This window comes from Actinomyces haliotis (assembly GCF_015355765.1).
Classification (GTDB): domain Bacteria; phylum Actinomycetota; class Actinomycetes; order Actinomycetales; family Actinomycetaceae; genus Actinomyces; species Actinomyces haliotis.
Genome location: NZ_JACWNA010000022.1, coordinates 1 through 14,003 on the forward strand (window position 1 = coordinate 1; position 14,003 = coordinate 14,003).

The following is a 14,003-nucleotide window of genomic DNA, read 5'->3' on the forward strand; positions in this document are numbered from 1 at the left end:
GGCCCCGACCCAGCTGCTGGGTCGGGGCCACCGGCGTCCCGGTTTGCTCGAGGTGGTCAGTTCTCGTGACTTTCAGCGGTGCGCGGGTGCCCGCCCCGGATTGATCCGCGTCATGGTGCGGGCGCCCTGGCGGCTCGTCGGTGAAAGTCACGAGAACTGACCACGGGGCCGCCCGCGGCGGCCGGCTCAGCTGTTGCTGTCGGAGCTCGAGGTGCTGCTGTCTGAGCTGCTGTCAATGCTCGACGACGTGTTGCTGTCGGAGTTGGACGAGCCGGACTTGCTCTGCTGCCCCGGACCGCCCTGGCCACCCATGCCGCCGCCGGTCACGGTGACCTCCGCGGCGGTGACCGAGGTGGAGCCGCCCGAGGTGGACTCCACGGTGTAGGTCGTGCCGCTCGTGAGGCCGAGGATCGTGTACGAGGAGTCGGAGATCGCCGAGCTGAGCTCCCAGCTCGAGCCGTCCGAGCTCGTCACCGTGATCGTGTCGCCCTCGGCGACAGAGGAGGAGACGTTCGCGCCGACGGCCGACAGGTCGCCGTTGACGTCGACCGAGCCGTCCGGCGAGCCGTAGGTGCCCGAGATGGCGATCTCGCCGCCGCTGATCTTCGCGGAGCCGTTGGAGTCGATGCCGTCGGAGGAGGCGTTGTCGATCTGGACCTCGCCGCCGGTGATGGTGAGGTAGGCGCCGTCGTCGGCCTCGGAGTCCGCGTTCTCGTAGCCCTCGATCGTGTAGTCGGAGCTCGTGGCGTTGATGCCGTCGTCGCCGGAGGTGATGTCGAGGGTGCCGCCGTTGACGTTGATGAAGGCGGACTGGATGCTCTCGTCAGCGGCGTCGAGGGTGACGGTGCCGGAGTCCTGCGTGTAGGAGACGCCCGCGTCGATGCCCTTGGGCTTCGAGGTGTCGTCCGAGCTGGAGGACGAGGAGCTGCTGTCTGAGCCGGAGGAGGCTGTGGCGGAGTCGCTGGCCGAGTCGGTGGCGGAGGACGTAGCAGAGTCGCTGGCGGCCGCGGTCGCGATGTCGGAGGAGCTGCTGTCGGAGCTCGAGGAGTCGGACAGGACGCCGGAATTCGACGAGCCCGAGCTGTTGCTCGAGTCGCTGGAGCTGCTCGAGTCCTCGGAGCCCGGGGCCTGGCCATCGCTCGGCGGCTGACCGCCCTGGCCCCCAGGCCCTCCCTGCCCGCCGTCGGAGGGCGCCTGGCCGCTATCTGAAGGCGCCTGCCCGCCCGGGCCCTGCTGGTCGGTGAAGGCGTTCGCCTGGCCGCCGCCCGCCGTGACGTCGAGGGTCGTGCCGTCGACGGTGACGTCGGTGGTGGCCTGGACGCCGTCGTCGCCGGCGGTGATGGTGATCTTCGCCTTGCCGAGCTGGACGAAGCCCTTGGTCTCGTCGTTGTCCTCGGAGGACTTGAGTCCGTCGCCCTGCGCGTCCACGGTGATCGTGCCGCCCGAGACGAGCAGGTAGTCCTTGCCGACGATGCCGTCGTCCGCGGCCGTCACCTCGATCGTGGTGTCGCCCTGGATGACGAGGCCGTTCTTCGAGGAGATGCCGTCGTTGGAGCTGCCGGTGACGGCGAGCTCGCCGGTGCCCGTGATGGTGAGGTCGTCGTGGGAGTAGAGGGCGGCCTTCGGAGCGTCGTCCGAGGTGTCGGAGTAGCTCTTCCCGTCCGTGAGGGTGTTCTTCGAGCCGTCGGCGAGGACGACGACGGCGCTGCCCGCGTCCTGGACGTCGACGGCGGCGCCGTCGACGTTCGTGATGGAGGCGTTGTCGAGGACGACGTGGACGTCGGCGTCGGAGGCGTTGACGACGAGCTCGCCGTCGTCGAGGGTGCCGGAGACGACGAAGGTGCCGGAGCCGGTGATGGTGACCGTCGTGCCGTCCACGGTCACGTAGTCGGCGTCGGAGCCGGAGACCTTGACCGAGTCGCCGTCGAGGGTGATCGTCGTGGCGCTCGAGGTGTCCCAGGAGCCGGAGTTCTCCTCGGAGGTGGAGGCACCCGTGGCGTCGGAGGTGTTGGCGTTGGCGGAGGTGATGTCGGAGACCGTGGCGCCGGTGGAGGCCTTGGCGACCTCGCTCGTGATGGTCGTCCAGGCGTCCGAGGAGCTCGAGGTGCTGCTCGCGGAGGCGGAGCTGCTCGAGGAGCCCGAGGCCGCCGCGGTCCCGCAGCCGGCGACGAGCGCGATGGCGGCGAGCGAGGCGACGGCGCCGCCGGCGCGCTTCTGGGTGCCCCGAGAGGTCCTCCCGGAGCGGCTGAGGTGCTTGAGGGGGTTCTTCATGTGGGTCTCCTGGTGGCGCCGGGCGGCCCGGCGGGGGATCGGTTGATCGGTTCGTACGGCCTCGATGCTTCCGAGCCGCCTTGTGATATCGCTGTGAGGCGTGAGTGAGGTTGCTTCGCGTTCCCGGTGACTCGGGCGAGGATGCGTTCTAGGGCACGAGGGCACTGTCGGCGCGAGGAGGGGCGGGCAGGGCTAGGCGGCGAGCTCGTGACTCATGACCCGGTGCCACTTGTTCGCGGGCAGCTCGGGGTGGAGGAGCGCCATACCGGTCGCGTACTTGGAGACGCGGGCGGGGCGGTGCCCGACGGACCACAGCAGCCTGTCGGTGGGGGAGGGGGTGGCGGGGTTCTTCGTCTCGACGACGGCGAGCGCGCCCGCCTCGCGGGAGGTCCCGCAGGGGCGCCCCACGGCGTCGAGGGGGGTCCACACGAGGCCGGTGTCGACGGTGGCGCGGGCCTCGTCCTCGGGCAGGTGGAGCGTGGTGCGCTCGTAGGTCGTGCTCATGACGGGGACGAGGGCCGCCGAGACGCGCCGGGCGGCGTCGCCGGTGGCCGTGCCGGAGTCGAGGAGGCACGCGGTGACGAAGTCGCGGCCCGCTGGCGTGAGGCGGTCGGCGTCGTCGGGCTCGTAGGGGACGCGCTTCTTGACGGTGGCCCCGCGCGGGCCGCGGGTCTTGACCTCGAGGAAGGTGAGGCCGGAGTCGAGGTAGGAGCGGGTGCGCACCTTGAAGCGGCGACGGCGCTTGCGCGCGGACAGGAGGTAGGAGTCGAGCGCGGGTGTGTCGAAGTAGGTCGAGGAGTAGGCGAATCCGCGGCGCCCGTCGATCTCGAGGACGCGGGAGCGGTCGGCGACGGCGTCGACGACGCGCTGGGTGTCGTCCAGGGGGACGAGGTACTTGCGGTCGACGCGGGTGAGGAGGCCGGCGGCGGCGTTGAGCTCGGCCAGCGTGGTGGGCCCGACGCCGTCGGTCCTCAGGGCTGGGGCGGGCACGGCGCTGGGTGCTGCTGGGGCGGGCACGGCGCTGGGTGCTGCTGGGGCGGGCACGGCGCTGGGTGCGGCGGGAGCGGTGGCTGGGCGGCTGATCGCGGCGTGGCGGCTCATGGTGGCTCCTCAGCGGCCCGCGAGGACGGCATCGCGCTCGGCGGCCCGGGCGTCCTGCGGCGCGGCCCAGGCCTCGGCGGGCGAGACGGGGTGGAGCCGGGGCGACTGGGCGGGGAGGGCGACGGGCGTGCTTCCGGGCTCGGCGCCGGGGACGCCGTCGGCGGGTGCCTGCCCGGGCAGGGTGCGGAGCTGGTAGCGGACGTCGACGAGGGTGGTGTCGTTGACGAGGTCGAGGCGCTGGACCTCGAGGGACTGGACGCGGGCGCCGAGCAGGGTCTCGAGGTGGGCGGTGAGGGCGGCCTCGTCGGCGATGGCGCGGTCGAGCATGATGACCTGGTGGCGGTTGCGGCGCAGGATCCGCGGGTGGTCGCCGATCCACAGTGCCACGAGGAGCAGCCCCATGAGGACAGCGGTCGGGGCGGTTCCGGCCTCGAGTCCGCCGAGGAGGCCGAGCGCGAGGGCGGCGAAGAAGTAGGCGACCTCGTGCTGGGCGAGCTCGGTGGAACGCAGGCGGATGATCGACAGGACACCGAAGAGGCCGAGGCCGAGGCCCGCGCCGACGGACGCGGTGGCGAGGAGGAGGGTGACGGCGAGGACACCGACGTTCACGCCGATGTAGGCCGCCATGAGGTCGCGCCGCGAGTGCCGGGGCACGTAGAGGGCGCCGATGAGGATGGCGAGGGCGACCAGGTCGAGCCCGACGTGGGCGAGGGCGGTGAGCGTCATGAGGATGGTCCTTGGGTCGGAGTCAGGGCCGGGTCGCAGCCGCTGGACGCGGTTCTCGATCCGGTGTCCCCGAGTCAAGGCAGTGATCCCGTGCGCAGGCTGTGACAGGGGTAGGGCTCCGGGATGTCTTCGCCTGCCGTTCACCTCAGCTGCGGACGGCGCCAGCGCGGGCGGACCGCTCAGGCTCGAGCGAGGGCCATCTCCCCAGGGCGGATCCACCCGCGGGCGCGCATGAGCTCGCTGATCCCCAGCGTGAGGACCGCCGGGGCGACGAACTGGAACAGGAGGATGGTGACGAGTAGCCGCGCTGAGGGCACGCTCGTGCTCATCACCTGCCAGGTCATGATCTGGCCGACGAGTCCCGCTGACCCCATGCCGGAGCCGACGGCGTTCGACTCCATGTGCAGGACGGCCGTGGCGACCGGGCCCAGGACTGCGGAGGCGAGGGTCGGCGGCACCCAGATGAGCGGGTGGCGCACGATGTTGGGCACCTGGAGCATCGAGGTGCCGAGCCCCTGGGCGAGGAGACCGGACCAGCGGTTCTCACGGAACGAGGCGACGGCGAAGCCGACCATCTGCGTGGTGCAGCCGATGGTGGCCGCTCCCGCCGCGATGCCGGAGAGCCCGAGGATGACGCCGAGCGCCGCGGAGGAGATCGGCAGGGTGAGGACGATCCCCATGACGACGGCGACGACGATCCCCATGAGGAGCGGCTGGCGCTCCGTGCCCCAGTTGACCACCTCGCCGAGCGCCGTCATGGCGCGGGAGATCGGCGGGCCGACGAGCAGCCCGACGACGCCGCCGGCGGTGACGGTGACGAGCGGCGTGAGGAGGATGTCGACAGGGGTGCGGCCGGACACGAGCCGACCCACCTCGACGGCGGTGCAGGCGGCGATGAAGGCGCCGAGCGGCTCGCCTGGGCCGGTGAGGTGGAGGGCCGTGACGCCGTCGGCCGCGACGAGGACGGTCCCGGAGAGGAGACCGGAGGCGAGGGCTCCGACCTGACCGGCGACGGCGGCGGAGATGAGGACGAAGGTGTCGGCGCGCAGGCGGTGGGCGGTGCCCAGTCCGATCCCGGCGCCGGTGACGGCGGAGGCGACCTTGCCCAGGATGAGGGCCACGTGGCCGGCGGTCCCGGGGAGGTAGGAGCCGACCTGGGTGAGGATCGTGCCGATGATGAGGGTGGCGAACAGGCCGTGGGCCATGCCCGTGAGGCCCTCGATGAGGATCCTGTGGGCGTAGGCGATGGCGCGGGAGCGTGCTGTGGGGGCGGGGGCGGGGGCGGAGGTGCTGGTGGGCACGGCGGGGTCCTCGAGGGGGTGGGGACGACACCTGGGTGTCTTGACACCTAAGAGGGTAGGGGCCCTGAGGGTGTCGGGGGCTGTGAGTGTCATGACACCTGAGAGGGAGGTGTTCGTCAGCGCCTCGAGGTACGCGCGGCCCGGTCGCTCCGGAATGCTTGGTGGGTCGGCAGCCTCGGTCGGTCGCCCGTCACTCTTGGCTGGCCGCCCTGTCGCCCGTCAGTTGCGGTCGTCCTACCGTCTGGGATCAGGCCTCGCGCTGGAGGAAGCCGAGGGCGTCCAGAGCACGCTCGACGTCGTCGAGGCGCTCCTCGGAGTCGGCCTCGACGGTGTGCGTGTGCCAGCCGTTCGTGAGCTCGCTCAGCGCCGTCGACTCCTCCAGCCGTGCGAGGAAGGTGTCGAGGTCGTGATGGTCGTGGATGAGGAGGTCGACCGTGAGCTGCCCGTAGAGGCGGTGCTCGATCGAGGTGTCGAGGATCGATCCGCCGGCCTCGAGCACCGCGTTGAGCTCGGCGGCGATGTCCTCCCGTCCGTGGCGCACGTGGACGGCGCGACGGGGGCGGGGCGAGGGGCGGGCGAGGACGTAGCCGCGGTTGGTGGCGTGGACGGCGTGCCCGGCGGCGCGCAGGAGGGCGACGTCGCCGACGACGATCTGGCGGGAGACGCCCAGGCGCTCACCGAGTGCGGCGGCGGAGACGGGGCCCTCGGCCGCCCCGAGCTGCTCGAGGATCTCGTCGCGGCGTGCTGCGGCGTTCATCGTCCCTCCCTGGTCTCCAGTCGTGACGGCGTCCGCCATCATCGCGAACGTAGCACGACGACTCGGACGCCAAGAGCCTGGAGCCGCGAGGGGGCAGCCACGTACCCGGACGCGGCCGGGGCGGTGGCGGGCGTCGGTGCCCGGCAGCTCCGGGTCCTGCGGGGCGACACGCCGGGGCTCGGAGGACGGACGGGTGAATTTTCGATCTCTGTCCCCAGGGTGGGGAGCCTTGGGGACCCGACGGGGGCGCGGAGCTGTGGGTGAGGGCGCCGGATTCGTGTCGTACCCCCGGAGCACGATGGTTCCGCCGATGGAGGGCGGTCCCGGACGGGTTACGCAGGGGGTCTGCAAGACGGCTCTCCACCCCGCGTCCACAAGCCTGCGGGCGCTCTCCACAGGAAGGGGGTCAGCTATGCACAGGGCCACGCCCACCACACCATCTAGGGGTGGTCACAGCCCCGGACCCCTAGGGGTAGTGTCTTGCTCCGCGAGGGACACCTGCCCTCCCGCGGACGACAACCGTGTAGTTGCACCGTCGTCAGCCTCCCCGGAGGCCGATGAGCGGGCGCGGCTTCCGGCCCCTCCCCATGACCCCGATCACGACTGCCAGGAAGTGACTGATATGGCGATCACCGTCTACTCCAAGCCCAACTGCGTCCAGTGCAACGCGACCTACCGCGCCCTGGACAAGGCCGGCGTGTCCTACGAGACGGTGGACGTCACCGCGGACGCCGAGGCGCTCGCCCAGGTCAAGTCGCTCGGCTACGCCCAGGCCCCCGTCGTCGTCGCCGGCGAGGACCACTGGTCCGGCTTCCGCCCGGACAAGATCAAGGCCCTCCAGGCCGCCGTCGAGGCCGTCGCCATCTGAGGGGCCGTCGGCTCCCGTGACCCAGACAGCGACCGCTGACACCACCCCTGCGGCGTCCGCCGGGGCGGAGGAGAAGGGCGAGCCCCTGCTCGTCTACTTCTCCTCCACCTCGGAGAACACCCACCGCTTCGCGACCAAGCTCGGCTACCCCACCGCGCGCATCCCGCTGCGCCCCAAGGACGAGCCCCTGAGCGTGGACCGGGAGTACGTCCTCCTGGTCCCGACCTACGGCGGCGGCAACCTCAAGGGCGCCGTCCCCAAGCAGGTCATCAAGTTCCTCAACGACCCCCACAACCGGTCGCTGTGCCGCGGCGTCATCGCGTCGGGCAACACCAACTTCGGCGAGGCCTACTGCGTCGCCGGTGACATCATCGCCGCCAAGCTCAAGGTGCCCTTCATGTACCGCTACGAGCTCCTCGGCACCCCCACCGACGTCGCGCGCGTCAAAGAAGGATTGGACACGTTTTGGCAGACACGCTGACGGACACGGGCTCGGAGTCCTTCGCCCCGGCCCTCGACTACCACGCCCTCAACGCCAAGCTGAACCTGTACGACGCGAACGGGAAGATCCAGTTCGACGCGGACCACGAGGCGGCCCGCCAGTACTTCCTCCAGCACGTCAACCAGAACACCGTCTTCTTCCACGACATCGAGGAGAAGCTCGAGTACCTCGTCGAGGAGGGGTACTACGAGAAACCGGTCCTGGACAAGTACTCCCCGGAGTTCGTGAAGTCCGCCTTCAAGGCGGCCTACGCCCACAAGTTCCGCTTCCAGACCTTCCTGGGCGCCTTCAAGTACTACACGTCGTACACGCTCAAGACCTTCGACGGGAAGCGCTACCTGGAGCGCTTCGAGGACCGCGTCACCATGGTCGCCCTCGCGCTCGCGGACGGCGACGAGCAGCTCGCCCTCAACCTCGTCGACGAGATGATGACCGGCCGCTTCCAGCCGGCCACCCCGACCTTCCTCAACGAGGGCAAGGCCCAGCGCGGCGAGCCCGTCTCCTGCTTCCTCGTGCGCATCGAGGACAACATGGAGTCGATCGCCCGCGGCATCAACTCCGCTCTCCAGCTGTCCAAGCGTGGCGGCGGCGTCGCCCTGCTGCTCACCAACCTGCGTGAGATGGGCGCTCCGATCAAGCGCATCGAGAACCAGTCCAGCGGCGTCATCCCCGTCATGAAGCTGCTCGAGGACTCCTTCTCCTACGCGAACCAGCTCGGTGCGCGTCAGGGCGCCGGCGCCGTGTACCTTCACGCGCACCACCCGGACATCATGCGGTTCCTCGACACCAAGCGTGAGAACGCGGACGAGAAGATCCGCATCAAGACGCTGTCGCTCGGCGTCGTCATCCCGGACATCACCTTTGAGCTCGCCCGCAACAAGGAGCCGATGTACCTCTTCAGCCCCTACGACGTGGAGCGCGTCTACGGGGTGCCCTTCTCGGACATCAACGTCACCGAGAAGTACCGCGAGATGGTCGACGACCCGCGCATCAAGAAGACGCGCATCGACGCCCGCCAGTTCTTCCAGACCCTCGCCGAGATCCAGTTCGAGTCCGGGTACCCGTACGTCATGTTCGAGGACACGGTCAACAAGGCGAACCCGATCAAGGGCAAGGTCATCATGTCCAACCTGTGCTCCGAGATCCTCCAGGTCTCCGAGCCCAGCGTGCTCAACGAGGACCTCACCTTCGAGCACGTCGGCAAGGACATCTCCTGCAACCTGGGGTCCCTCAACATCGCCAAGACGATGGACTCCCCGGACTTCGCGAGGACGATCGCCACCGCCGTGCGCGGCCTCACCGCCGTCTCGGACCAGACGATCCTGCCCTCCGTGCCCTCCATCGACCGCGGCAACCACGAGTCGCACGCGATCGGCCTGGGGCAGATGAACCTCCACGGCTTCCTGGCCCGCGAGCGGATCCACTACGGCTCCGAGGAGGGCCTCGACTTCACGAACGTCTACTTCGCCTCCGTGCTCTTCGCGGCCCTGTCCGCCTCGCACGACATCGCGGTGGAACGCGGCGAGAAGTTCGTCGGCTTCGAGGACTCCAAGTACGCGACCGGCGAGTTCTTCGAGAAGTACACCACGCAGGACTTCGTCCCGACGACGCCGCGCGTCAAGGAGCTCTTCGAGAAGTCCTCCGTGCACGTCCCCACCCGTGAGGACTGGGCGGAGCTCGCCGAGAAGATCAAGAAGGACGGCATCTACAACCGCAACCTCCAGGCTGTGCCGCCGACCGGCTCGATCTCCTACATCAACAACTCGACGTCCTCGATCCACCCGATCGTCGCCAAGGTCGAGATCCGCAAGGAGGGCAAGATCGGGCGCGTCTACTACCCGGCGCCCTTCATGACGAACGACAACCTGGAGTACTACCAGGACGCGTACGAGATCGGCCCCGAGAAGATCATCGACACCTACGCGGTGGCTACCCAGCACGTGGACCAGGGCCTGTCCCTCACGCTGTTCTTCCCGGACACCGCGACCACGCGCGACGTCAACCGCGCGCAGATCTACGCGTGGCGCAAGGGCATCAAGACGCTGTACTACATCCGGCTCCGCCAGGCGGCGCTGGAGGGCACGGAGGTCCAGGGCTGCGTGTCCTGCATGCTCTGAGTCGGCACAGCCGACGACGGCGCAGGGCGAGACCCCGATGACGAGGACACCCGGTGCGGAGGCGTGGGACACCACGCGCCCGTACCGGGTGTTCGTCGATGAGTCCGAGGTGGGTGGCTACTCGATGACGGCGGTCTACGTCCGACCGGCCGACGTCCACCGGCTGCGCTCCGAGCTCCGTGGCCATCTCAAGCCGGGGCAACGGTCCATTCATTTCACCAAGGAGCGCCCGGAGGTCCGTCGTGCTGTCCTTCGGGCGATCACCACGATGCCGGTCAGGGCGGAGATCTATCAGGTTGAGCACCGGACCCGGGCGTCCCGTTCGACCTGTCTCCGGGCCGTGGCCATGGCGAATCGTGAGGGCCGTTGCCAGCAGATCGTCCTCGACCAGAACGACTCCGTGCTCAACCAGAACGACTCCGTGCTCAACATGGATCGGCGGGTTCTCGGGGAGGTCCTCGGCCACGGCTGGGGCGGCACCTACGACCACCTTCACGATCACAGTGAGCCTCTGCTCTGGCTGCCCGACGCGGTCAGCTGGGCATGGCACCGCGGCGGGGAGTGGCGGCGCGCTCTCGAGGGACTGGACATCACCGTCACGGCCCTGGGCCTCTAGGTGCACGAAACCCGGCCCGCCCACCGTCCGGAAGGCTGCCGGGTCCACTTCGCAGGGCTACTGCCCCTTGCAGTGACAGGTTAGATCACGTGTCAACCCAAGCCCGGGATCCGGGGTACTGAAACGGCGAGCGCCGGGCCTGCATGACAACACGAGCACCCGGCGCTGACTTCCACTCCGCAACGTATCGCGGCGGCGGAACGAGTATGCCTCCATCCCGGGGTTGTGATCATGGGAGATTCGGTACTAATGGATGCTTGGTGCCAGACGCGCGACATCCGGCCCGCCCACCGTCCGGAAGGCTGCCGGGTCCACTCGCAGGGCTACCGCCCGTGCGCGTACAGAACCTCGTGCCGTCGGCCCTTGCTTCACCGCGTGTCTCGGGTGACTCCTCGAGGCCTGTTCATGGGCGTCTGCCATGATCCGTACATGACGGAATCCAGCATCAGACTCAGCGCCATGAACTTGGGCGACGGCGGTACCGATGTCGATGATCTCGCGGCGTTCCTCGCGGGCAACGTCTTCCCCTTCCACGCCGGTCGGGTCTACACACCTGAGGAGGCTCGGGCGTCCGTGGTCTCGGGTCGGTGGGCGTCGTCTGGGACTGAGACTTACTGGGTGGAGGCCGATGGTGTCCGGATCGGCACCCTCACGCTCGACGACCTCGGCGATCCGACCGTCATGGTGGACCTGCGCCTGGCCGAGGCACATCGGGGACGTGGGTTGGGCGCGCTCGCCCTGCGTGCGGTGACTGACGAGGTCTTCGCCGCGCACCCGGAGACGCGCCGCATCGAGGGGCAGACCCGCGATGACAACCTCGCGATGCGGGCGACCTTCAGCCGCGCCGGATGGGTCAAGGAGGCATGTTTCCGTGAGGGTTGGGAGCCCGGACACGATGCCATCGGCTACGCCATGCTCAGGAACGACTGGGAGAGCGGTACGACGACACCGGTCAACTGGGACGAGCCCACGACGATCCGCCCGCACTGAGCGGGCGCCGCGATCGGTCTGGGAGGATCGGTGCCATGGACCAGACCGTTCCCATGGACCCGACGCCCGAGTCCGTCACCGCCTACACCGACACCTCCCCGGTCCACCGGAGGATCGGGCTGCGGGCGCTGCACGTCGACGACGAGCGGATCCTCCTCTCCGTCACCCTCGGCGAGGACTGAATGAACACGCACGGCACGGGCCACGGAGGCGCCATCGCCACGGCCCTCGACGCCGGCTGCTGCTACGCCTTCGCCGGCCGCTCCGGCGCCACCTGGCCCACCGTCTCCCTCACCCTCAACTATCTCGCGCCCGTACCCGAGGGGGAGCACTTCGTCCTCGGCCGGGTGATCCGAGCCGGGCGGAAGGTCGGCGTCGCCGAGGCCGAGCTCTGGCCGGGCGGGACCGACGTCGACGCCCTCCTCGCCGGGGACCTGGACGGCGCCCAGCCCCTCGCGGTCGCCCGCGGCACCTTCCACCCCGTCTGGCTGCGCTGACCCCGGGCTGTGCCTGCCGACCGGCCTCGGGGCGTCAGGAGTTGAGACGCCAGATCTCCCCGGACAGCGCCGTCGCGAAGACGGTCCAGGCGGCGTAGGGGGCAAGGACCGCGCCCTTGACGCGGCTGACCCGCCACGAGCGACGCACGAGGTCCGTCGAGGACACCGCGAGCGCACCGGCCCAGATCGCGGAGACCGCCGGGTTCTCCGCCCGGAAGAAGGCCCAGGACCAGCCGCCGTTGAGCACGAGGTTGATGACGACGGCCGTGAGGTAGCGGCGCCCCTCCGCGTCGCGTGACCGCTCGCGCAGCTCGGCGAGCGTCAGTCCCGTGACGACGGCGATGTCCGCGTACAGCGCGGTCCACGCGACCGGGAACACGGCGTTGGGCGGGTTCCACGACGGCTTCGACAGCGACGCGTAGTAGAGGCTGTCCGGCTCGGAGGCGAGCGAGCCGACCACCGCGGCGGCCACCACCATCGCGGTCGTCGTCGCCAGCGCGGTCACCTTGTGGGAGGCCATGTCGTGCTCCTTCGCTCGTGGATGGCGCCAGCCACGGCGGTGGCGCGTGCGGCCAGGATATCGGTGCATCCCACGTGGGAATGGGCTCCTTCGCGGCACGCTGACTGCATCGTGAGCGCTTGCGGACCGGGTGCGCCGATGAGCAACGTGGCGGTCGGCTCTGCCGTCGACGACGTTGCTGACCCAATCAAGATCTGGCTGGCCGCCTGAGCTCAGGACTCGGCTGAAGGCGTCGGGGCGACGGCGTAGCGCGTTCCGCGCCGTTCCCCGGTGCGGACCGCGAGGCCGCGACGCACGAGGTCCTGGAGCTCCGTGCGTGCCGTGGTGGAGTCAACGCCGGACAGTGCTCGGTAGTCGCTGTTGGAGAGCTGGGCCCCGGAGTGCATCCGCAGGAGAGCCTCCTTCTGACTTGGTGAGAGCTGCTCCAGTGGCAGGGTGGCCAACCAGACAAGATCCTCCTGCTTGTGGAGCGCCTGGTTGGGGAACCGGACTGTGAATCGTAGGCCGTTGTCGGAGAACGTCGGCGACTCAAGTCCGGCGCTCTCCAGGGCGTAGCGGGTGGTCGTGATGCCGGTCCCCATCGCTTCGATGACGCGTCGCTCCTCCCCGCCAGCATGCCGGCAGATCCCGTACAGGAACTCGTTGACGGCGATCTTTCCGTCAGGCGTACCGAGCTGGTCGACTGACAAGCCCCACAGTCCGCCGGGACTCGTGAGGACGAGACCGCGCGAGGTCAGCCGCAGCTCGACGGCGCGTCCCGACGTCGCCTCGCTGAGATCTCGGTGCACGAGTGCGTTGGCGACGACCTCACGGACGGCGACCAGGGGTACCTCGAAGGTCGTCCCGGCGTAGCCGTCCCGGGTGACAACCAACGTGCTCGAGACGTTCTGACCGACCCACTCGACCGTGTCGGCAAGGATTCGTGGGAGGGGGCCCGTGAAGTCCTTGCGGTTGACGGCGCGGGCGGTCCCGTCTGGGGGGTCGGGGACGACGGCGGCCGTGAGGCTGAGGTGCGGGAGATGCCGCTGGGGGTAGGTTCCGAGCGCGTACAGGCCGGCGACGCTCAGCTCCCCGGTGGCCGTGACGACGTTGAGTCTCCGGAGGATGTCGCTCGCAGTCGTCTCTGCGAGGGCTGGTGTGGACCGGCGGACCGAGGCGATGAAGAGGTCCACCTGCTCAGGGGCGAGGTCGTCGGCGGTCGTGCCCGGCACGGGGATGCTGTCGTCGCGGGGGCGTACGTGTCTTCTCAGGAGCTGCTGACGCTCCTGAAGCGACATCGTGTAGTCGCCGTCGTACTGTCGGATGTACGCCTTGCCTTGGAACTCGACCGGTTTGTCGTTCGCGGTCGCCTCGGAGACGTTGACGGCGACCACCTCGCGGCCAGCCAGGGCGAGCACTCTTGTGTCGACGGTGACTGGAGAGCTCAGGCCATTGCGTGCGAGGTTCGTGGCCTTCTACGCGAGCGAGTGAGGGTCATCGACGCCGATCAGGGGAGCCGCGGCGTTCTCGCTCACGCCGAGCAGGACGGCTCCGCCGCCAGGGAGGTTGGCGAGGGCGCTGATCGTTGGGCCCAGGCTGGAGGACGAGAACTCGGAGAAGGCCTTCGCCTCGAGCGCGAGGGAGTCCCCTTCCTCGAGGGTGAGCGTAGCGAGCGCTTCTTGGAGCTCTTCGACTGTCGTCACCATGTCGTGAGTTTATCTCTCACTCACGACAGTTATCTCAAAAGTCGGCGAGTTA

Annotated in this window: 15 protein-coding genes; 7 read left to right on the plus strand and 8 right to left on the minus strand. The window is 69.5% G+C overall.

The genetic code is table 11. The annotated features are described in order from the left end of the window. Positions 1-186 precede the first annotated feature (186 nt). From IXW69_RS09690 to IXW69_RS09710, 5 genes are all read right to left on the minus strand, one after another. The gene (locus IXW69_RS09690) at positions 187-2,271 is read right to left on the minus strand and encodes a carbohydrate-binding domain-containing protein (RefSeq protein ID WP_194786144.1); all 2,085 of its coding nucleotides are present in this window, start codon (positions 2,269-2,271) and stop codon (positions 187-189) included. Between the two features lie 192 nt (positions 2,272-2,463). Beyond that, complete coding sequence (locus IXW69_RS09695) at positions 2,464-3,372, minus strand: polyphosphate polymerase domain-containing protein (RefSeq protein ID WP_194786145.1); 909 nt, start codon at positions 3,370-3,372, stop codon at positions 2,464-2,466. 9 nt (positions 3,373-3,381) lie between these two features. Beyond that, positions 3,382-4,098, minus strand: coding sequence for a DUF4956 domain-containing protein (locus IXW69_RS09700; protein WP_194786146.1), 717 nt, complete (start codon positions 4,096-4,098; stop codon positions 3,382-3,384). Positions 4,099-4,277: 179 nt separating this feature from the next. Continuing rightward, a complete protein-coding gene (locus tag IXW69_RS09705; protein ID WP_323745270.1) occupies positions 4,278-5,399 on the minus strand; it encodes a PTS transporter subunit IIC in 1,122 nt (373 codons plus the stop codon). 247 nt (positions 5,400-5,646) lie between these two features. Beyond that, positions 5,647-6,156, minus strand: a complete 510-nt coding sequence (locus tag IXW69_RS09710) for a transcription repressor NadR (RefSeq protein WP_194786148.1) — start codon at positions 6,154-6,156, stop codon at positions 5,647-5,649. Positions 6,157-6,778: 622 nt separating this feature from the next. Between IXW69_RS09710 and nrdH the strand changes: the two genes are divergently transcribed. The 7 genes from nrdH to IXW69_RS09745 all read left to right on the plus strand — a co-directional run bounded on the left by nrdH (position 6,779) and on the right by IXW69_RS09745 (position 11,746). Then, complete coding sequence (gene nrdH, locus IXW69_RS09715) at positions 6,779-7,024, plus strand: glutaredoxin-like protein NrdH (RefSeq protein ID WP_194786149.1); 246 nt, start codon at positions 6,779-6,781, stop codon at positions 7,022-7,024. Positions 7,025-7,109: 85 nt separating this feature from the next. Further along, positions 7,110-7,505, plus strand: a complete 396-nt coding sequence (nrdI, locus tag IXW69_RS09720) for a class Ib ribonucleoside-diphosphate reductase assembly flavoprotein NrdI (protein WP_194786192.1) — start codon at positions 7,110-7,112, stop codon at positions 7,503-7,505. Further along, a complete protein-coding gene (nrdE, locus tag IXW69_RS09725; RefSeq protein WP_194786150.1) occupies positions 7,490-9,643 on the plus strand; it encodes a class 1b ribonucleoside-diphosphate reductase subunit alpha in 2,154 nt (717 codons plus the stop codon). Before nrdI ends, nrdE begins: the two co-directional genes overlap by 16 nt. A gap of 37 nt (positions 9,644-9,680) precedes the next feature. Beyond that, entirely contained in the window at positions 9,681-10,259 is a 579-nt protein-coding gene (locus tag IXW69_RS09730) for a hypothetical protein (RefSeq protein ID WP_194786151.1), read from the plus strand. A 459-nt stretch (positions 10,260-10,718) separates the two neighbouring features. Beyond that, a complete protein-coding gene (locus IXW69_RS09735; RefSeq protein WP_228525253.1) occupies positions 10,719-11,249 on the plus strand; it encodes a GNAT family N-acetyltransferase in 531 nt (176 codons plus the stop codon). 35 nt (positions 11,250-11,284) lie between these two features. Further along, positions 11,285-11,431, plus strand: coding sequence for a hypothetical protein (locus IXW69_RS09740; protein ID WP_194786153.1), 147 nt, complete (start codon positions 11,285-11,287; stop codon positions 11,429-11,431). Beyond that, positions 11,432-11,746: a PaaI family thioesterase gene (locus IXW69_RS09745; protein WP_194786154.1), complete on the plus strand. Its 315-nt coding sequence runs from the start codon at positions 11,432-11,434 to the stop codon at positions 11,744-11,746. A gap of 34 nt (positions 11,747-11,780) precedes the next feature. Here IXW69_RS09745 and IXW69_RS09750 read toward each other — a convergent pair whose 3' ends face one another. From IXW69_RS09750 to IXW69_RS11770, 3 genes are all read right to left on the minus strand, one after another. After that, a complete protein-coding gene (locus tag IXW69_RS09750; RefSeq protein ID WP_228525254.1) occupies positions 11,781-12,266 on the minus strand; it encodes a TspO/MBR family protein in 486 nt (161 codons plus the stop codon). A gap of 212 nt (positions 12,267-12,478) precedes the next feature. After that, positions 12,479-13,663 carry an ATP-binding protein gene (locus tag IXW69_RS09755; RefSeq protein WP_323745271.1) on the minus strand — a complete coding sequence of 395 codons (1,185 nt, stop codon included), beginning with the start codon at positions 13,661-13,663 and terminating at the stop codon, positions 12,479-12,481. Positions 13,664-13,720: 57 nt separating this feature from the next. Beyond that, complete coding sequence (locus IXW69_RS11770; protein WP_228525256.1) at positions 13,721-13,951, minus strand: AlbA family DNA-binding domain-containing protein; 231 nt, start codon at positions 13,949-13,951, stop codon at positions 13,721-13,723. Positions 13,952-14,003 lie beyond the last annotated feature (52 nt).